This window comes from Nonomuraea sp. NPDC005650, assembly GCF_040605375.1.
Classification (GTDB): Bacteria; Actinomycetota; Actinomycetes; order Streptosporangiales; family Streptosporangiaceae; genus Nonomuraea.
Genome location: NZ_JBEXCR010000004.1, coordinates 65,276 through 83,596, shown reverse-complemented (window position 1 = coordinate 83,596; position 18,321 = coordinate 65,276). Strand labels below are relative to the sequence as shown.

The following is an 18,321-nucleotide window of genomic DNA, read 5'->3' as shown; positions in this document are numbered from 1 at the left end:
ATTTGAGCGATCGTTCGACTACTTATCTTCATCTGAGGGGCCATCGCGACCCCTGGCACACATGGCGGTTACAGATGCAAGGCGTGCGAAAAAGGACCATCGCCACCACAGCGGCCGCACTGACGTTGATCACCGCCGGCTGCTACCGGGACACGGGTGGCGCCGCCGGCACGGCGGCGCCGCAGGGGGAGCTCGTCACGACCACCCCGCCGGGATCCGGGAAGGTGGACCGGATCACCTGGGCGCTCTACCGCGGCACCACCTCCGTCGACCCGATCACCGCGGGCGACTACCCCGAGATCACCGTGACGAGCCTCATGTGCGAGTCGCTGTTCCGGCAGGCCCCGGACGGATCGCCGGGACCGGGCCTCGCGACGGCGCTGGACTACCCCGATCCGAAGACTGCGGTCCTGACGCTCCGCGCGGGCGTCACGTTCTGGGACGGATCCCCCATGACGGCCGACGACGTCGCCTTCAGCATCGAGCGCAACCGCGACCCGAAGGGCGGCGGCTACTGGGTACCCACGCTGAACCGGGTGGCCTCCGTCGAGGCCACCGGCCCGCTGCGGGTCACCCTGAAGCTCAGGCAGCCGGACCACTGGCTGCGCGACGTCCTGTCGTACATGCCGGGCATGGTGATCTCCAAGCGCTACGCCGAGGCGAAGGGCAAGGACTACGGCACCGTCAAGGGCGGCGCGATGTGCACCGGCTCCTTCAAGCTCGGCCGATGGCGCACCGGTGACGTCCTGTCGGTGGTCCGCAACGACGCCTACTGGAACCGCGAGGCGGCGCCGCTGGTGCGGCAGATCGACTTCAAGGGCATCCCCGACGAGGCCACGCTGACCGCCGCGCTGCTCACCGGCGAGGTGGACGGCGCCTACCTCGAACTGCCGCTGTCCACCATGGACCAGGTCCGCGCCAGTGACGCCGTGAAGGTCCACCGCGGCCCGTCGTACCTCATCGACGCGCTGATCGTCGCGGACATGGGCCGGGGGCCGCTCTCCGACGCCCGCGTACGGCGCGCGCTGTCGCTGGCCGTGGACCGCGAGGCCTACATCCGCACCCTCTACAAGGGCAGCGCCCAGCCCGCCCGCGCCCTCGGCACCCCCGGCACCTGGGGATACGAGCGGGAGACGTTCAAGGCGGCGTGGGACGCCCTGCCCGCGCCCGAGGTCGACCTGGAGACCGCGCGCCGGCTCGTCCAGGAGGCCGGCGCCGCGGGGAAGACCGTGCGGTTCGGCATGAGCAACGAGCTGAACAAGCTCGCCACCGAGGCCAACCTGTTCAAGACCGCGGCCGAGAGGATCGGGCTGAAGGCCGAGCTGAAAGCCGTCTCCGCCGACGCCTACAGCGGGTTCTTCCTGGACCCGAAGGCCCGCGCCGACGTGGACGGCTTCTTCACCACCAACTACCCCAACTGGGCGGACCCCGGAGCCCTGTACGCGACGCTCTCCGTGCCCGGCGGCCCGCAGGACTACGGCCGCTACCGCAATCCGGACGTGGCCGCCCTGCTCGAACGCGCCCGAGGCGCCGAGGACGCGCGCCGGCGGGCCGAGTACACCGTCCAGGCGCAGCAGGCCGTGACCGAGGACCTGCCCTGGATCCCCATCGTCGCCCCGGACACCGTCCTGGTGCTCAACGCCAGGCTCACCGGGGCCACGGTCTCCTCGCAGCACCTGTTCGCCCCCTGGGCGGACCGCCTCGGAGCGGTGGGCTGACCGCATGGCCGCCTACCTCATCCGACGGGCGATCATGCTGGTGGCGACGCTGCTGGTGTCCAGTTTCGTGGTGTTCGCCGGGCTCTCGGCCGCCCCGGGGAACCCCCTGGCGACGCTCGCCGGCGGCCGGTCGCTGCCGCCCGAGAGCGTCCGGGTCCTGGTGGAGCGCTACCACCTGGACGAGCCGTTCCTCGTGCAGTACATGAGCTGGCTGGGCAACGCGGTGCGCGGCGACCTGGGCATGTCGATCGTCCTGCGGCAGGACGTGTCCGGCCTCATCGCCGCGCGCGCCGGGACGACCGTCGCCCTGATCCTCTACGCCGCCGTGATCGTGCTGGTCGCCGGAGTGGCGTTCGGGCTGCTGGCGGCCCTCCGGCCGGGAGTCGTGGACTCGCTGGTGGTGGTCTCGACGGCGGTGGTGGTCGCCATCCCGCCCTTCGTCGCCGCGATCGTCCTCATCGGGGTCTTCGCGGTCGGCCTGCGGTGGCTGCCCGCGCTCGGCGGCGGCTCGGGGCTGTGGGACGGCATCCGCCACCTCACGCTGCCGGCCTTCGCCCTCGCGGCGTCCGCCACCGCCGCCGTCGCCCGCGTCACTCGGACCTCGGTACGCGAGCAGCTGGAGCGCGAGCACGTGCAGACGGCCATCAGCCGCGGCCTCCCCCACGCGACCGTCGTGCGCCGGCACGCCCTGCGCAACGCCGCCATCCCGATCAGCACCCTGGCGGGCATGACCGTGGCCTCCATGATCGCGCTGGCGGCCGTGGTCGAGCGGGCCTTCGGCCTGAACGGGCTGGGGGCGTACCTGGTGAGCGCCGCGCTGTCGAAGGACTTCGCCGTCGTGCAGGGCGTCTCGCTCGTGCTCGTCACGTCGTTCGTGCTGGTCAACACCCTGGTCGACGTCGGGGCGTCGGTTCTCGACCCGCGGATCAAGCTGGGGAGGCGGTCATGACGGCGGTCACCGCGACGTACCGGACGCCGCGGACCGGCCGGCTGGGCACGGTGGCCGGGGCCGTGATCGTCGTGGCGGTGCTCCTCGCGGTGGTCGGCCCGGCGCTCTCCCCCGCCGACCCGAACGCCGGCGACTTCGCCCAGGCGTACGGCGCTCCCGGGCCGGGACACCCGCTCGGGTACGACGGCCAGGGCCGCGACCTGCTCGCCCGCCTGCTCACGGGTGCGCGGACCTCGCTGCTCGGCCCGCTCTGGGTCGTCGCGCTGAGCGTGACGGCGGGCACCGCCGTCGCGATCGCCGCCGCGTGGCTCGGCGGGTGGCTGGACTCCGTGGTGTCGGCCGTGCTCGAGGTGGTCTTCGCCTTCCCCGGGGTGCTGCTCGCGATGCTCGTCGCCGCGGTCTTCGGCCCCGGGCCGACCTCGGCGGTCCTCGCGCTGGCCGTGGCCTACGTCCCGTACATCGCCCGGCTGGTGCGCGGCGCCGCCCTCGCCGAGCGCCGCAAACCCTACATCCAGGCCCTGGAGGTCCAGGGGGCCGGGGCCCTGGCGATCTGCGTGCGGCATCTCGTGCCCAACCTGCTGCCGCTCATCGCCGCGCAGGCGACGCTCTTCTTCGGCTACGCCATGGTGGATCTGGCGATCGTGTCGTTCTTCGGGCTGGGCGTCCAGCCGCCCGACGCCGACTGGGGCGTCATGGTGGCGAGCGGGCAGTCCGGCGTGCTGCAGGGCTATCCCGCCGAGTCGCTGCTGGCGGGCGGCTGCATCGTGCTGCTGGTCGTGGCCTTCAACGTGCTCGGCGAGCGGCTGTCCGACGGCCGCCCGCGCCCGTCCCGGCTCTTCCGGCTCTTCCGGCGGGGAGGCACCGCGTGACCGGCATCCTCGACATCGACCGCCTGACCGTGACGCTGCCGGGCGAGGACCGCCCCAAACCGGTGCTCAGCGGCGTGTCGCTCTCCATCGCCGAGGGCGAGGCGGTCGGCCTGGTGGGCGAGTCCGGATCGGGCAAGTCGATGACGGTCCGCGCGATCGTCCGGCTGCTGCCGCGCGGAGCACGGGTGGAGGGCGGCATCCGGGTCCGGGGCGTGGACACCGGGGCGCTGCGCGGGGCGGCGCTGCGCGAGTTGCGCGCGAGCGTGCCCGTGATCTTCCAGGATCCGCGTGCCCACATCAATCCGGTGCGCACGGTGGGCGACTTCCTCACCGAGGCGCTGCGTACGCACCGGCGGCTGGGCCGGCGGGCGGCCGAGGGGCGCGCCGTCCGCGTGCTCGACGAGGTGGGCGTGGCGGACGCGCGGCGGCGGCTGCGCCAGTACCCCCACGAGCTGTCGGGCGGGCTGCTGCAACGCGCCATGATCGCGGCCGCGCTGCTCGCCGAGCCCCGGCTGCTGCTGGCCGACGAACCCACCACCGCGCTCGACGTCACCACGCAGGCCGAGGTGATGGCGGTCCTCGACGAGCTGCGCCGCGAGCGGGGGCTGGCCATGCTGTTCATCACCCACGACCTGGAGCTGGCGGCGGCCGTCTGCGACCGCACCGCGGTGATGTACGCGGGCCGGGTCATGGAGGTGCAGACGTCGGCGTCGCTGCACGAGCGCCCGCTCCACCCGTACACGGCCGCGCTCGCCGCCGCCCGGCCCTCCCTGGAACGGCGATCCGACCGGCTGGCCACCGTTCCCGGGCGCCCGCTGTCGGCGTTCGAGGCGCCGGACGGCTGCGCGTTCGGCCCGCGCTGCGCGCACGCGCACGAGCGCTGCCGCGAGCGGCCGGAGCTGCGAACCGTGGCGGGCGGCCAGGTGGCGTGCGTCCGCGCCGAGGAGTTGCGGGCGGTGTCGCATGACTGAGGCGATCCTTGAGGTGGACGGGCTGCGCAAGTCCTTCGGTACGGCCGTCGCCGTGTCGGACGTGAGCTTCTCCCTGCCCCCGGCGGGGGCGCTGGCCGTCGTCGGGGAGTCGGGGTCGGGCAAGACCACCGTGGCCCGCATGATCGTCGGTCTCGAACGGCCGACGTCGGGCCGCATCACCGCCTGCGGGCACGACCGCTCCCAGCCGGCCCGCTCGGCGCGGGAGCGGCGCAGGCGCGGCGGCGAGGTCCAGATCGTCTTCCAGGATCCCTACGCCAGCCTCGACCCCCGGCAGAGCCCGGCGGCCGCCGTGGCGGAGATCCTGCGCCTGCACACCTCCCTCGACACGGCCGGTCGGCGCCGCAGGGCAGCCGAGCTCGCCGGACTGGTGGGCCTCGACGAACGCCAGATGAGCGCGCTGCCGGCGGCACTGTCCGGCGGGCAGCGCCAGCGGGTCGCCATCGCCAGGGCGCTGGCCGCCGAACCGCGCGTCCTCATCCTCGACGAGTCCGTCGCCGCGCTCGACGTGTCCATCCAGGCCCAGGTGCTGAACGTGCTGGCCGACGTCCGCGCGCGTACGGGGGTCGCGTACCTGTTCATCAGCCACGATCTCGCCGTGGTCCGCCAGGTCGCCGACGAGATCGTCGTCATGCGGCACGGCTCGATCGTCGAACGCGGACCCGCCGCCCAGGTGCTCGACGAGCCCCGGCACCCCTACACCCGCCTGCTGCGCGCGAGCGTCCCAGGCCCCGGCTGGCGTCCCGCCCGCCGGGCGACCCCACAGGAACTGGAGGAACGATGACAGACCCCGTCGGCACCGGCCCCGAGGGCTGGCCCGCCGCCACCGAGCTCGCCGAGCAGATCGCGACCGGCAAGGCGAGCTCCCGGGAGATCGTGGAGGGCTACCTCGCCCGCATCGACGCGATCGATCCCGCGTTGAACGCCTTCTGCCACGTGGCCCCGGACGAGGCCCGCCGGGCCGCCGACGCCGCCGACGAGCTCGCGCGGCAGGGCGGGCCGCTGCCGCCGTTCCTGGGCGTCCCCATCGCGATCAAGGACCTGCACCCCGTACGCGGCTGGCCGCTGTGCAGCGCGTCCAACGGCGTCGGCCACGACGTCATGGAGCACGACGCCCCGGCGGTGCGGGCCCTGCGCGAGGCGGGTTTCGTCTTCGTCGGCGCGACGACCTCGCCGGAGTTCGGCACGGTCTCGGTCACCGAGTCGGCCCGCCACGGCGCCACCCGCAACCCCTGGGACCTGAAGCACAGCCCCGGGGGATCCAGCGGCGGCTCGGCGGCGGCCGTGGCGGCGGGCCTGCTGCCCGTCGGGCACGCCTCCGACGGGGCCGGATCCATCCGGGAGCCGGCCAGCTACTGCGGGCTGGTGGGCATGAAGCCGAGCCGCGGCCTCGTCCCCTCCGACGCCCACTACATGGAGGGCTTCGCGACGGAAGGCGTGCTCACCCGCACCGTGCTCGACACCGCGGCGATCCTGGACGTGTTCGCCGCCGCCCCCCGGCCCACCTGGTACGCCCCTCCGCGCCCCGACGTCCCGTTCCGGCAGCGGGCCGAGCGCGACCCGGGCCGGCTGCGCATCGGGCTCAACCTCCAGCCGGCCTTCCCCGCGCGGGTGCACCCCACGGCCGTCGCCGTGGCCCGCCGCGCCGCCGACCTGCTCGCCGACCTCGGGCACGAGGTGGTCGAGCAGGACGTCCCCGGCCTCGACCCCAACTGGTTCACCCCTCGGTTCGACATCCTGTACGCCACCGGCTCGGCCGACTGCGCGGTGATCGACGAGTCCGCCGTCGAGCCGCTCAACCGGACGCTCCGCCAGGCCGCCCGCGACACCGACTCGCTGACGTATGTGACCACCATTCTGGAGTTCCAGCTACGCTCGGCCGAGATGTACCAGGCCTGGGACGCCGTGGACGTCCTGCTCACCCCGACCAACCCCGTCCTCGCGCCCCGCGTGGGCTCGCTGTGGGAGGGGCAGGAGGCGGATCCGTGGGCGCCGCTGCGGCGCGCGGAGGAGACCGCCTCGCTCACCGTGCTGGCCAACCTGCTCGGCCTGCCGGCGATCTCCGTCCCGCTCGTGGAGCAGGCCGGTGACCTGCCCCTCGGCGTCCAGCTCATCGGCGGCAGATGGCGGGACGGCACGGTCCTCGCCCTGGCCGGCCAGCTCGAACGCGCCCACCCCTGGCGGCACCGCCGGCCGGCCGCTCTCCCCCTGTGACCCGGAGGAACATCCCCATGAATTCCACGATCATCGACTTCCGCGTACGGGTGCCCAGCGCCGTCCGTCCCCCGATCTCCGCGGGAGGCGAGGTCTACACGCAGTACGAAGCGGTGCTCGACATCGGCGACGGCTGGCACAAGGACATGGACGAGCTGCTGGCCGAGATGGACGAGTCCGGCATCGGGCACGCCGTGCTGCACGCCGAGTACGAGCACGGCGACTACGCCGACGCGCTCAACGAGGAGGTCGCCGAGCAGGTCCGGCTGCGGCCCGAGCGGTTCTCCGGCTTCGGGACGGTGACGCTGGAGCCCCTGTCCGTCATGCGCGCGGTGCGCCAGGTCGAGCGGGTGGCGGCGCTGGGGCTGAAGGGGATCAACGTGCAGCCGTCGTTCTTCGGCCACGCGATCGACGACCGCCTGCTCTACCCGATCTACGCCAAGGCCACCGAGCTGGGCCTGGCCGTCGCCATCCACACGGGGGTCAACTACTCGCGCCGCCACCCCATCGAGGCCGAACGCCCCGTCCGCCTGGACCAGGTGGCCTGCGACTTCCCCGAGGCCACGCTCATCGCCTGCCACGCGGCCTGGCCGTGGGTGCCGGAGATCGTCGCGGTCGCGCGGCGGCACCCCAACGTGCTCATCGACTTCGGCGGCCTGGCCCCCAAGTACCTGGGCGTGCCGGGCTCGGGCTGGGAGATGATGCTGCGTTTCATGGACCGGCTGCTGCGCCACCAGGTGCTGTTCGCCACGGACTGGCCGGTCTTCCCGCACCGGCGGGCGCTGGAGGAGTGGCACGGCCTCGGCCTGCGGGCGGAGACCCTGGACGCACTGCTGCACGGCAACGCCGCCCGGTTGTTGTCGGCCCGCGAGCAGGCGGTGCTGGTATGAGCCCGCCCCGGCTGCCGCGCATCACCGACTATGTGGAGCATTGGGCCGCGCACCGTCCCGCCGGGGAGGCCCTCGTTGGAGAGAACGGGCGCTGGACGTACGAACGGCTGCGTGACGACGTCGACCGCTGCGCGGCGGCGCTGCTGGCCGCCGGCGTCGGGCGCGGCGACCGGGTCGCGGTGCTCGGCCATCCGCAGCCGGAGTGCTTCGTGCTCTTCCTGGCGACGGCGGGCATCGGCGCCGTCTGGGTCGGCCTGAACCCGAAGTACACCGACGCCGAGCTGGCGCACGTGGTCGCCGACAGCGAGCCGGCGCTGCTGTTCGGCATGCTCGGCCCGGACGACCCCACGCAGCGCGCGCTGTCACCGGGCCGGGCGCGCGTGGTGATCCACCGGTCCTCCTCCTACGAGGAGTTCATCGAGGCGGCCCGGCCCGATGATCGCCTCCTGGCCGCCCGGCGAGAGGTGCGGCCGCTGGACCCGGCCGCGATGATCTACACCTCGGGCAGCACGGGCAGGCCGAAGGGCGCGCTCGTCCCCCACTGGGGGCTGGCCCACTGCGGGGTCGTACAGGCGGGCCGCTGGTACGGCGACGCGCCCCGCAAGCTCTGCGACCTGCCGCTCAACCACATCGGCGGGCTCGGCGACATCAGCACCTCGATCCTGGTCGCGGGCGGCACGGTGGTCTACATGCCGCGCTTCGACCCGGCGGAAGCCCTGCGCACGGTGGAGCGCGAACGCCTGACCCACCTCTACTGCATCCCCACGCAGTTGCTGGCAATGGTGGCCACGCCGGAATGGCGGGACTGCGACCTCGGCTCGCTGGAGTACATCCTCTGGGGCGGGGCCGCCGCGCCACGCAGCCTGCTGGAGACGCTGTCGCGGACCGGGGCCCGGCTGGCCACCAGCTACAGCCTCACCGAGTCGACCGGCTCGGTGACCTACACCGATCCCGGCGACTCCCTCGACGTGCTGTCCTGGAGCGTGGGCCGGGTGGACCCGCACTACGAGGTGGCGCTGCGCGCCCAGGACGGCACTCCGGGAAAGGCCGGTGAGCTGCTCGTCAGGGGCGACTTCATCACCCGCGGCTACTTCCGCGACCCGGAGGCGACGCGCGCCGCCATCGACGCCGACGGCTGGCTGCACACCGGCGACCTGGCGGTGGAGGAGCCCGGCGGGCACATCCGGCTCGTCGGGCGGCTCAAGGAGATGTTCAAGTCCGGCGGCTACAACGTCTACCCCCGGGAGATCGAGGCCGCGCTGGAGGAGCATCCGGCGGTGGCGCTCGCGGCCGTGGTGGGCGTGCCCGACGAGCGCTGGGGCGAGGTGGGCCACGCGTTCGTGGTGCCGAGAGCGCCGGTGACCGAGGCCGAGCTGCGCGAGCACGCCCGGTCCCGGCTGGCCAACTACAAGGTGCCGAAGGTGTTCCGGCTGGAGGGCGAGCTGCCCAAGCTGGCCGTCGGCAAGGTCGACAAGGTGAGACTGCGCCTGCTGGCGGCGTCCTGACATGTGGGAGACAGACATGCCCGACCTCCGCGTGCTGCGGAACTTCATCAACGGCGAGTCGACGGACCCGCTGGAGGGGCGCTCGGCGCCCGTGCTGGACCCGTCGACCGGCGAGACCATCGCCACCGCGCCGCGCTCCGGCCCCGAGGACGTCGAGCTGGCGGTGGCCGCCGCCACGGCGGCCTTCCCCCGCTGGTCGGCCACGACTCCGGGCGAGCGGGCGCACGCGCTGCTGCGGCTGGCGGACGCGATCGAGGAGCACGGCGACGAGCTGGCCGAGCTGGAGTCGGCCGACGCCGGCAAGCCGCTGCACGTGGTCAGGAGCGACGAGATCGGCACGATGGCCGACAACCTGCGCTTCTTCGCCGGCGCGGCCCGCTGCCTGGAGGGCAGGTCGGCGGGAGAGTACGTGGCGGGCTACACCTCCATGATCCGCCGCGAGCCCGTGGGCGTGGTCGGGCAGATCACGCCGTGGAACTACCCGATGATGATGGCGGTGTGGAAGATCGGCCCGGCGCTCGCCGCCGGGTGCACGACCGTGCTCAAGCCCGCGCCGACGACGCCGATGACCACGGTCAGGCTCGCCGAGCTGGCCGCCGGCCTCCTGCCGCCGGGGGTGCTCAACGTCGTCGTCGGCGGGAACGAGCCGGGCGCCGCGCTGGTCGAGCACCCGGACGTCGAGCTGGTCTCGCTCACCGGATCCGTGGAGACGGGCAGGTGGGTGGCCGAGCACGCCGCCCGCACGCTCAAGCGCGTCCACCTGGAGCTCGGCGGCAAGGCCCCGGTCGTGATCTTCGACGACGCCGATCTGGAAACGGCCCTGGAGGTGGTCGCCGGCGCCGGCTACTACAACGCGGGCCAGGACTGCACGGCGGCGACCCGCGTGCTCGCCTCCGCCCGCCTGTACGACGACGTCGTGGCCGGGCTGGCGGACAAGGCGGGCAAGCTGGTGCTGGGCGACACCCGCGACCCCGGCACCACCCTGGGCCCGCTCAACAGCCTGCGCCAGCGCGAGCGGGTGGCGGGCTTCCTCGACCGCCGCCCCGCGCACGCCGAGGTCGTCGCCGGGGGCCGCGCCGCCGACCGGCCGGGCTTCTTCTACGAGCCCACGGTCGTCGCGGGCCTGCGTCAGGACGACGAGCTGGTCCAGAAGGAGATCTTCGGCCCGGTCGTCACGGTCCAGCCCTTCGACACCGAGGAGCAGGCCGTCGCGCTGGCCAACGGCACACCGTACGGGCTGGCCTCCTCCGTCTGGACCCGCGACGTCGGCCGCGCCCTGCGCCTGTCGAAGGCGCTGCGGTTCGGCTGCGTCTGGATCAACGACCACGTGCCGCTGGCGTCGGAGATGCCGCACGGCGGCTACAAGCAGTCGGGGTACGGCAAGGACCTGTCGATGTACGCCCTCGAGGACTACACGCACGTCAAGCACGTGATGGCCAGCCTGCGCTGACCCCTGTGACCGCCCCCGGAGCGGCATGTTCAGAAAGTTTATCAAACGTTCGAAATCTGGTGATGAACACGATGCGGATGAGAACCACGGCATGCCTCCTGCTCGCGGTGGCATTGCTGGTCACGGGCTGCGGGGGCGGCACGGCGAGCGACTCTCGCACCGACGGCCCGGCGAGGAGCGGTGGCAGCCTCACCATCCTGCGCGCCGCCGACATCGACGGCTGGGACCCCGACAAGGCGATCCAGCTCGCGACCTTCCAGACCCTGCCGCAGGTGATGGAAGGGCTGGTGCGGCCCTCGGCGGACGGCGCCTCCATCCAGCCGGGACTGGCCGAGAAGTGGAAGCTCGACGCCAAGGCGAAGACCATCACCTTCACGCTGCGTCCCGGGCTCGCCTTCAGCGACGGGCGGCCCCTGACGTCCCGGGACGCCGCGTTCTCCGTCGAGCTGTGGCGCAAGGAGCTGTCCATGGGCTCGCTCTACGCCGCCATCACCGGCACCGCCACCCCGGACGACCGGACCCTGGTCATCAAGATGAAGAAGGCGAGCACCTTCACGCTCACCTGGCTCAGCAACGGCTCGGCCGTCATCGTGCCGAAGGACTTCGGCGGGATGAGCCGCAAGGACTTCTTCACCAAGCCTGTCGGCGCCGGGCCGTTCGTCGTGGCCGCGTACCAGCCCGGACAGCGGCTCGTACTCGAACGCAACCGCCACTACTACGACCCCGCGCGGCCCAGGCTGGACCGCCTCGTCTACGAGGTGGTCTCCGACCCCAACCAGCAGCTGCTCCGCTACCAGAGCCGCCAGGCCGACGCCATCGAGGCCGTCCCGCTCGATCTGGCCGGCCAGATCCCCGAAGGCGAACGGGTGCTCGTGCACCCCTCGGCGACGATCCACGGCATCTTCGTCAACGCCGCCAGGCAACCGGGGAACGACCTCCACTTCCGGCGCGCCGTGAGCCTGGCGATCGACCGCGGCCGGTACGCCCAGGCGGTCTTCGGCGGCCTGGCCACGCCGGCGACCGGCGGGCTGCCCCCGGGCGTCCAAGGGTCCGTCGGCTGCGGCTGCACGTACGAGACCGGGATCGAGAAGGCGAAGGCCGAGCTGGCGAAGTCGTCCTATCGGCCGGGGACGAAGGTCGAGCTGGTGGTCGACGCGACGACGCCGTCCTCCACCCGCGCCGGAGAGACCGCGGCCGCGCAGCTGCGCGCCGTCGGCGTGGCCGTCGACCTGCAGAAACTGGAGGTCCAGGTGCTCGTCGACCGGCAGGCGAAGGGCGCCTACGACCTCTCCCTGGGCGAGGTCGGGAGCGTGTCGCCGACCGTGGGTGACATCTTCGGCCTGATCGTCGCCACCGGCGGGCTCTATTCCGGCCTGCCGATGAAGACCATCTCCGACGCCTTCGACCGCCTGGAGGTCGCGCGGACCGACGAGGAACGGGCGGCCGCGGTGCGGACCGCCGAAACGTGGATCCACGAGAACCTGCCGTACATCCCGACGGCCTTCCCCGACCGGCTCTTCGCCGTGTCGCAGAAGGTCAAGGGCCTGCAGGTCACGCCTTTCCTGTTCTATCCCGCCGACCTGCTGTGGGTGGGCTGAGCATGTCCGCCGGACGACTTCGTTTCGTGGCCGGCAGGCTGCTCCAGGTGGTCCCGGTGCTGGCGGCGCTCCTGCTCATCGTCGTCCTGCTCCAGCAGTTGATGCCCGGGGATCCGGCGCGGGTCGTCGCGGGGCCGCGGGCGAGCGCCGAGCAGGTGGCGCAGGTCCGCCGGGACTCGGGCCTCGATCAGCCTATGTTCGTGCAGTTCTGGAGATACGTGACGAACCTCGCCAACGGCGATCTCGGCCGGTCCAACCGGACGGGAACCCCGATCGCCACCATCGTCGCCGATCGCGCCGGTGCGACGGCCTGGCTGCTGGCCGGCGGCCTTCTCGTCAGCACGGCGCTGGCGGCGCCCGCCGCGCTGCTCATGGCGCTCCGCCCGCGGTCGACGGCCGCCAGGCTGTGCGCGCGCTTGCTCACGATCCTCATCAACTGCCCGCCGTTCTGGATCGGCCTGATGCTGGCCTCGTTGCTGGCGCTGCGGACGGGCTGGCTCCCCGTGGGCGGCTTCGGCGAGAGCTTCGGCGAGCGGCTCCGCTCGATGGTCCTGCCGTCGCTCACCATCGGCCTGGCCGCGATGCCGCTCCTGGCCCGCAGCGGCGCCGCGAGCCTGCGCCAGGTGCTGGCCGCCGACCACGTGACGACCGCGCGGTCCCTGGGGCTGTCCGGGTGGCCGCTCGTCCGGCGGCACCTGCTGCGCAACTCCCTGCCGCCCGCCGTCACGCTGCTGGCCGTCCAGACCGCCGCGCTGCTGTTCGGCGCGGTCGTCGTCGAGCAGACCTTCGGCCTGCCCGGCCTGGGCGCCGAGATGGTGAACGCGGCGAGCCAGCGGGACTTCCCCGTGGTCCAGGCTCTCACCCTGATCTTCGGCACGGCCATCATCGCGATCAACCTGCTCGCCGACCTGGTGGTCGCGCTGCTCGACCCGAGGACGACCTGGTGACGGCCGCGGTCGCGGCGGATCCCCGGCGCGGGTTCGCCTGGGCGCGCTTGTCCGCCGCCGGGCTGCTGGCGCTGGTGATCCTCGCCGCCGTCCTCGCGCCGCTGCTGGCCCCGGCCGATCCGGATCTGCAGACGCTCGACCAGCTCCGGCCGCCGAGCGCCGCCCACCCGCTCGGCACGGACGCGCTCGGCCGGGACGTGCTGTCCCGGCTGCTGTTCGCGCTGCGTACCGACCTGCTGCTGATGCTGTTCGCCGCCGGGCTGCCGATGCTGCTCGGAACGCTGATCGGCGCCGTGGCCGGCTACTACGGCGGCCTGCTGGACGCGGCGGTGCGGTGGGTGGCCGACATCTTCCAGGCGCTGCCCGTGTACGTGCTGCTGATCGCGTTCGTGTTCGTGCTCGGCCCGGGCACCCCGTCCCTGCTCGTCGCGTTCGGCGTGCTGGGCTGGGTCGTGTACGCGCGGCTCATCCGGACCGAGGTGCGCCGCGTCCGCGAGCGCGAGTTCGTCTCCGCCAGCTACCTGCTCGGCCTGTCGCACGTCGCGGTCCTGGTCAGGCACGTGCTGCCGAACTCGCTGCGGCAGTCGCTGGTCTACCTGGCCACCGACATGGGCATGGCGCTGCAGGGCATCGCGGTCCTGTCGTTCTTCGGGCTGGGCGTGGCGGCGGGCACCCCCGAGCTCGGCGCCATGGTGTCGGAGGCCCAGCTGTTCCTGCGCAGCCATTGGTGGCTGGCGGCGTTCCCGGGGCTGACCATCGTGATCCTCGGATCGAGCGTCGCCGCCCTCGGCGACCGGTGGAGCGAGCGGGGTGAGGCGGGATGACGCCGCTCGAAGTCGACGGGCTGCGGGTGGCGGTCCGCCGGCGGGGGAAGACGCTGACGGTGCTCGACGACGTCTCGTTCTCGGTCGGGGCGGGGCAGTGCCTGGGCATCGTCGGCGAGTCGGGCTGCGGGAAGTCGCTCACCCTGCGCGCCGCGATGGGCCTGCTGCCTCCGGGCGCCGTCCGCACCGCCGGTGAGGTCCGGGCCGCGAGTGGGCTCGCGATGGTGTTCCAGGACTCCCACGCCTCCCTCGATCCCACGATGCGGATCGGGTCCTTCCTCGCCGACGTCGTACGCCGCCGGCAGGGAGCCTCGCGGGCCGCCGCCCGGCGGCAGGCCGTCGAGCTGCTGGCCGCCGTCGGCGTCCCGGATCCCGGCCTGCGCTCCCGCGCCTATCCGCACGAGCTCAGCGGCGGCATGCGCCAGCGGGTCGCGATCGCGCTGGCCCTGGCCACGGATCCGGGTGTGCTGCTGTGCGACGAGCCGACCACGGCGCTGGACGTCACGCTGCAGGCCGAGATCCTGAGACTCCTCGACGCGGCGCGGGAGGAGCGGGGGCTCGGCGTGGTCCTCGTCAGCCACGATGTGGCGGTGGTCCGGCAGGTGGCCGACGTGGTTGCCGTCATGTACGCCGGGCAGATCGTCGAAGCCGGCCCGGCGTCCGAGGTGCTCGACCGGCCGCGGCACCCGTACACCCGGGCACTGATCGACGCGGTGCCCACGCTCGACGGGCCGCCGGGGCCCTTCAGGCCGATCCCCGGCGCGCCGCCCGACCCTGCGGCCTACTCCCCCGCCTGCCGTTTCCTGGCGCGCTGCGCCCACCGGGCGCCGGTCTGCCAGGAGGCCGTCCCCGGGATCCACGCGCTCGGCGGCCGGCACCGGTCGGCTTGCGTCCATGAGGAGGGCATATGAGCGTACGAGTCGAGCGGCTGACAGTCACCTATCCCGTACGGGACGGGCTGTTCCGCAGGCGGGTGCACGCCGTGGACGGGGTCGACCTCGAACTCGCCCGGGGCGAGATCCTGGGCCTGGTGGGCGAGAGCGGTTGCGGCAAGTCGACTCTCGGGCGGGCGATCGTCGGCCTCGCCCGGCCGTCCGCGGGCAGCGTGCTGCTGGACGGCGCCCCCGTCCCGCGGCGGCGGCCGCCGGGCATGCGCCGTCGCGTCCAGATGATCTACCAGGATCCGGGCGCCTCCCTCGACCCGCTCCGCACGGTCGCGCAGACGCTGGCCGAGCCGCTGCGACGGCGGCCCGCCGATCAGGTCGCACGCCGTACTCGCGAGTTGCTGGAGATGGTCGGGCTGGGCGCGGAGCACCTGCGTGCCCGCCCCCGCGAGCTGTCGGGGGGTCAGCGGCAGCGCGTCGCGATCGCCCGCGCGCTGGCCGCGGAGCCCGACGTGCTGGTCGCCGACGAGGCCGTGGCCGCGCTGGACGCGTCCGTGGCGGGCGCCGTGCTCAACCTGCTGGGCGAGCTCCGCGAACGGCTCGGGCTGGCCGTGCTGTTCATCTCCCACGACCTGGCCGTGGTGCGGGGGCTCTGCGACCGGGTCGCGGTGATGTACCTGGGGCGCGTCGTGGAGGAAGGGCCGGCCGCGGAGGTCTTCGCGCGTCCCGGGCACCCGTACACCCGCGTGCTCCTCGACGCGGTCCCCTCCGCCGGCCGGCGCCGTCCCGTCGTGACCGTGGGCGAGCCGCCCAGCCCGCTGCGTCTGCCGCCCGGCTGTCGTTTCCATCCGCGCTGCCCGGCCGCGGTGGCCGGGTGCGCCGCCGCCGAGCCCGAGGAGGCTCGGCGGGACGGGCATCGGGTCTCCTGCCACCTCGCCTGGCAGGCTCAGGAGGTCTGAGCGGTCCTGCGCGCCCACGACGGGCCGTACGAGCGCTCCAGGTTGTCCCGCATGAACCGCACCACCTCCGCAGGAGCCTTCGCCACCGAGCCGGCGTCGTGCGGCGGCTGGGGGTCGTACTCGATCCCCAGCTGCACCGCCTGCGCGTAGGCGGCGCCCTGGAGCCGGTCGCAGACCAGCAGCGCCATGTCGATGCCGGACGAGACGCCGGCCGCCGTGATGATCTTCCCGTCCTCGACCACGCGCTCGGACACCGGCTCGGCGCCGAAACAGCGCAGGCTCTCCAGCTCGTACCAGAACGTCGTGGCCCGGCACCCCTCCAGGAGCCCCGCGGCGCCGAGCAGGAGCGCGCCCGTGCACACCGACGTCGTCCAGACGCTGGTCCCGTGCGCCCGGCGCAGCCACGACAGGACGGATTCGTCGTCGAGGAACCGCGTGGTGGTGCTGCCGCCGGAGACCACGACCACGTCCGGCCGCTCCATGCTCTCCAGCGGCTCGGCCACGAGGCCGAAGCCCGGCTGGTCGGCGGCGCACATCCCCGGTGTGGCGGCCACGAACCGCACCCTGGCCTCCGGCAGGCGGCTCAGCACCTCGAACGGCCCGGTGACGTCCAGGGCGGTGAACCCTTCGTAGATGAGGATCGCGACGTCCATGCTCCGTACCCGCCTCTCTAGTTCTTTTATCGTTCGATCGATTAAACTTCGTCCATGGTAAACGACTCAGACCAGCGGGTGCGCGCGGACGTCGCGGTTCTCGGCGGCGGCACGTCCGGCGCGGTCGTCGCCGGGCGCCTGCTCCAGGACACGTCCCTGTCCGTGGTGGTCGTCGAGGCCGGACCCGACTACGGGGCCTTCGACGCCGCCCGCTGGCCCCGCGAGCTCCTCGACAGCACGACGCTGCCGGACACGCACGACTGGGGGTACCGCGGCCCGGGTGCCGTTCCGGCCCGGGAGCTGGCCTTCGAGCGGGCACGGGTCATCGGCGGCTGCTCCGCGCACAACGGCTGCTCCCAGACCGTCGGTCACGCGGCCGACTACCGGCGATGGGGGCTCTCCTGGACGGACGAGTCGCTCGCCGTGCTGATGAAGCAGGGCGCGTCCAGGCTGCGCGTCCGGCACTACGCCGACGAGGAGCTCACCCCCTTCCAGGCTGCGGCGATGGACGCCATGGTCGGGTGCGGGATCCCGCGTACGGACGATCTGGACGACCTCTCCGGCGGCGCCGGCTGCGGCCCCTCCCCCGTGAACAACCCCGGCGGCGTGCGCTGGAACAGCGGCTTCGCGTATCTCGACCCGGTGCGCGGCGACCGCCGGCTGCGCGTCGTCGATCGGGCGCTGGTGGACCGGCTGGAGTTCCGCGGCTCGGCCGTCCGCCGCGCCCACGTCCTGCGGGGACGGGAGCGGCTCGTCGTCGAGGCCGACAGGTTCGTGCTCTGCGGCGGCGCGTACGGCAGCCCCGAGGTGCTGCTGCGCAGCGGGGTCGGCCCGGCCGGCGAGCTGCGCGCCCTCGGCGTGCGCCCCCGCCTCGACCTCCCCGGCGTCGGCCGCAACCTGCACGACCACCCGACCCTGGAGCTCCGCTTCGCGGCGAGCGAGGAGCTGGCGCGCCGGCTCACCGCGTACGAACGGCTGCGGCCGGTGCCGGACGAGCAGGTCATCGGCAAGGCCCTCTCGACCGGCGGCCATGAACCGTACGACCTGCACCTCCTCCCGTGGACCGCCCGCACCGCCGAGGGCTGGACCTGCGTGCTGCCCGCCGCCTGCCTCACCCCGCGCTCCCGGGGCGCGCTCCGGCTCTCCTCTCCCGACCCCGGCTCCAGGCCCGTCATCGAGCACGCCTACCTGACGGACGGCGATGACCTGGCGGTGCTGCGCGACGGCATCGAGCTGTGCCGGAGCCTGGCCGCCTCCCCGGCGCTGGCGCCCCTGCTCGGGGCCCCGCTGGACGAGTTCACGGCCGACCCGCGAGCCGGTGACGCGGCGATGCGCTTGTCCGCCGCCCACTACTGGCACCCGGTGGGCACCTGCGCGATCGGCGCCGATCCGGCGGCGGGCGCCGTGGTGGACGGCACCGGACGCGTGCACGGCAGCGACAACCTGTGGGTCGTCGACGCGTCGATCATGCCGGTGATCCCGCGAGCCACCACGAACCTGCCGGTCGTCGCACTCGCCGAACACCTCGTCGGCACTCTGGGCTGAGGACCGGCCCAGCCCGGATGACCCCAGGCCAAGGCCGTCGTACGCCGGCACGACCGCCCACCGACGCATTCGCCCGAGCGGCGGCCGGAGTCGGCAACTCGCCGGGGCTTTGACACCGGGACCTAAACGCCAGGACCTTGACGCCGGGACCACCTCGCGCGATGCGAGCGCGCCCTCGGGCGTGGCGCCATCGGATGCGAGAGCGCCCTCGGGCATGACACCGCCGGACGCGAGCGCGCCTTGGGCGTGGCGCCGTCGGCTGCGGGCGCGCGGCCTATAAAGTGACCCGCGCATCGAACGGCGCGGCGTTTCGATGCTGCGACCAGG

At 73.5% G+C, this 18,321-nt stretch carries 16 protein-coding genes; 15 read left to right on the top strand and 1 reads right to left on the bottom strand.

From position 1 onward, the window contains the following. Positions 1-83 precede the first annotated feature (83 nt). The 14 genes from ABZS69_RS08300 (at position 84) to ABZS69_RS08235 (ending at position 15,796) form a co-directional block, all read left to right on the top strand. Positions 84-1,718, top strand: a complete 1,635-nt coding sequence (locus tag ABZS69_RS08300; protein ID WP_355368562.1) for an ABC transporter substrate-binding protein — start codon at positions 84-86, stop codon at positions 1,716-1,718. A 4-nt stretch (positions 1,719-1,722) separates the two neighbouring features. Then, a complete protein-coding gene (locus tag ABZS69_RS08295) occupies positions 1,723-2,667 on the top strand; it encodes an ABC transporter permease (RefSeq protein WP_355368557.1) in 945 nt (314 codons plus the stop codon). Then, entirely contained in the window at positions 2,664-3,536 is an 873-nt protein-coding gene (locus tag ABZS69_RS08290) for an ABC transporter permease (RefSeq protein WP_355368555.1), read from the top strand. Before ABZS69_RS08295 ends, ABZS69_RS08290 begins: the two co-directional genes overlap by 4 nt. Next, positions 3,533-4,507, top strand: coding sequence for an ABC transporter ATP-binding protein (locus tag ABZS69_RS08285; protein ID WP_355368553.1), 975 nt, complete (start codon positions 3,533-3,535; stop codon positions 4,505-4,507). Before ABZS69_RS08290 ends, ABZS69_RS08285 begins: the two co-directional genes overlap by 4 nt. Further along, entirely contained in the window at positions 4,500-5,309 is an 810-nt protein-coding gene (locus ABZS69_RS08280; protein ID WP_355368551.1) for an ATP-binding cassette domain-containing protein, read from the top strand. Before ABZS69_RS08285 ends, ABZS69_RS08280 begins: the two co-directional genes overlap by 8 nt. Then, complete coding sequence (locus tag ABZS69_RS08275; protein ID WP_355368549.1) at positions 5,306-6,739, top strand: amidase; 1,434 nt, start codon at positions 5,306-5,308, stop codon at positions 6,737-6,739. The genes ABZS69_RS08280 and ABZS69_RS08275 overlap by 4 nt, the downstream gene beginning before the upstream one ends. Before the next feature lie 17 nt (positions 6,740-6,756). After that, positions 6,757-7,629 carry an amidohydrolase family protein gene (locus ABZS69_RS08270; protein WP_355368546.1) on the top strand — a complete coding sequence of 291 codons (873 nt, stop codon included), beginning with the start codon at positions 6,757-6,759 and terminating at the stop codon, positions 7,627-7,629. After that, positions 7,626-9,134, top strand: coding sequence for a class I adenylate-forming enzyme family protein (locus tag ABZS69_RS08265; protein WP_355368543.1), 1,509 nt, complete (start codon positions 7,626-7,628; stop codon positions 9,132-9,134). Before ABZS69_RS08270 ends, ABZS69_RS08265 begins: the two co-directional genes overlap by 4 nt. Before the next feature lie 16 nt (positions 9,135-9,150). After that, positions 9,151-10,584 (top strand): gamma-aminobutyraldehyde dehydrogenase, encoded by a 1,434-nt coding sequence (locus ABZS69_RS08260; protein ID WP_355368540.1) that lies wholly within the window; start codon positions 9,151-9,153, stop codon positions 10,582-10,584. A gap of 77 nt (positions 10,585-10,661) precedes the next feature. Then, positions 10,662-12,182: an ABC transporter substrate-binding protein gene (locus ABZS69_RS08255; protein WP_355368537.1), complete on the top strand. Its 1,521-nt coding sequence runs from the start codon at positions 10,662-10,664 to the stop codon at positions 12,180-12,182. A gap of 2 nt (positions 12,183-12,184) precedes the next feature. Continuing rightward, positions 12,185-13,129 carry an ABC transporter permease gene (locus ABZS69_RS08250; RefSeq protein ID WP_355368534.1) on the top strand — a complete coding sequence of 315 codons (945 nt, stop codon included), beginning with the start codon at positions 12,185-12,187 and terminating at the stop codon, positions 13,127-13,129. Next, positions 13,126-13,953 carry an ABC transporter permease gene (locus ABZS69_RS08245; RefSeq protein ID WP_355368531.1) on the top strand — a complete coding sequence of 276 codons (828 nt, stop codon included), beginning with the start codon at positions 13,126-13,128 and terminating at the stop codon, positions 13,951-13,953. The genes ABZS69_RS08250 and ABZS69_RS08245 overlap by 4 nt, the downstream gene beginning before the upstream one ends. Continuing rightward, positions 13,950-14,864: an ABC transporter ATP-binding protein gene (locus ABZS69_RS08240; protein ID WP_355368528.1), complete on the top strand. Its 915-nt coding sequence runs from the start codon at positions 13,950-13,952 to the stop codon at positions 14,862-14,864. Before ABZS69_RS08245 ends, ABZS69_RS08240 begins: the two co-directional genes overlap by 4 nt. Beyond that, positions 14,861-15,796 (top strand): ABC transporter ATP-binding protein, encoded by a 936-nt coding sequence (locus tag ABZS69_RS08235; protein WP_355368525.1) that lies wholly within the window; start codon positions 14,861-14,863, stop codon positions 15,794-15,796. The genes ABZS69_RS08240 and ABZS69_RS08235 overlap by 4 nt, the downstream gene beginning before the upstream one ends. Here the strand turns inward: ABZS69_RS08235 and ABZS69_RS08230 are convergent. Then, positions 15,784-16,449 carry a DJ-1/PfpI family protein gene (locus tag ABZS69_RS08230; RefSeq protein WP_355368523.1) on the bottom strand — a complete coding sequence of 222 codons (666 nt, stop codon included), beginning with the start codon at positions 16,447-16,449 and terminating at the stop codon, positions 15,784-15,786. The two genes, ABZS69_RS08235 and ABZS69_RS08230, sit on opposite strands and share 13 nt — an antisense overlap. Positions 16,450-16,503: 54 nt before the next feature. Here ABZS69_RS08230 and ABZS69_RS08225 point away from each other — a divergent pair, with 54 nt between their 5' ends. Next, on the top strand, positions 16,504-17,994 hold the full coding sequence (locus ABZS69_RS08225) for a GMC family oxidoreductase (RefSeq protein WP_355368521.1): 1,491 nt from the start codon (positions 16,504-16,506) through the stop codon (positions 17,992-17,994). The last annotated feature ends 327 nt before the right edge of the window (positions 17,995-18,321 follow it).

What these genes read in the sequence shown, in the direction of transcription:
- ABZS69_RS08295 (WP_355368557.1), top strand. Translation starts at nt 1,723, where the DNA reads ATGGCCGCCTACCTCATCCGACGGGCGATCATGCTGGTGGCGACGCTG.
- ABZS69_RS08235 (WP_355368525.1), top strand. Translation starts at nt 14,861, where the DNA reads ATGAGCGTACGAGTCGAGCGGCTGACAGTCACCTATCCCGTACGGGAC.
- ABZS69_RS08260 (WP_355368540.1), top strand. Translation starts at nt 9,151, where the DNA reads ATGCCCGACCTCCGCGTGCTGCGGAACTTCATCAACGGCGAGTCGACG.
- ABZS69_RS08270 (WP_355368546.1), top strand. Translation starts at nt 6,757, where the DNA reads ATGAATTCCACGATCATCGACTTCCGCGTACGGGTGCCCAGCGCCGTC.
- ABZS69_RS08280 (WP_355368551.1), top strand. Translation starts at nt 4,500, where the DNA reads ATGACTGAGGCGATCCTTGAGGTGGACGGGCTGCGCAAGTCCTTCGGT.
- ABZS69_RS08250 (WP_355368534.1), top strand. Translation starts at nt 12,185, where the DNA reads ATGTCCGCCGGACGACTTCGTTTCGTGGCCGGCAGGCTGCTCCAGGTG.
- ABZS69_RS08240 (WP_355368528.1), top strand. Translation starts at nt 13,950, where the DNA reads ATGACGCCGCTCGAAGTCGACGGGCTGCGGGTGGCGGTCCGCCGGCGG.
- ABZS69_RS08230 (WP_355368523.1), bottom strand. Translation starts at nt 16,449, where the DNA reads ATGGACGTCGCGATCCTCATCTACGAAGGGTTCACCGCCCTGGACGTC.
- ABZS69_RS08255 (WP_355368537.1), top strand. Translation starts at nt 10,662, where the DNA reads ATGAGAACCACGGCATGCCTCCTGCTCGCGGTGGCATTGCTGGTCACG.
- ABZS69_RS08290 (WP_355368555.1), top strand. Translation starts at nt 2,664, where the DNA reads ATGACGGCGGTCACCGCGACGTACCGGACGCCGCGGACCGGCCGGCTG.
- ABZS69_RS08265 (WP_355368543.1), top strand. Translation starts at nt 7,626, where the DNA reads ATGAGCCCGCCCCGGCTGCCGCGCATCACCGACTATGTGGAGCATTGG.
- ABZS69_RS08275 (WP_355368549.1), top strand. Translation starts at nt 5,306, where the DNA reads ATGACAGACCCCGTCGGCACCGGCCCCGAGGGCTGGCCCGCCGCCACC.
- ABZS69_RS08225 (WP_355368521.1), top strand. Translation starts at nt 16,504, where the DNA reads ATGGTAAACGACTCAGACCAGCGGGTGCGCGCGGACGTCGCGGTTCTC.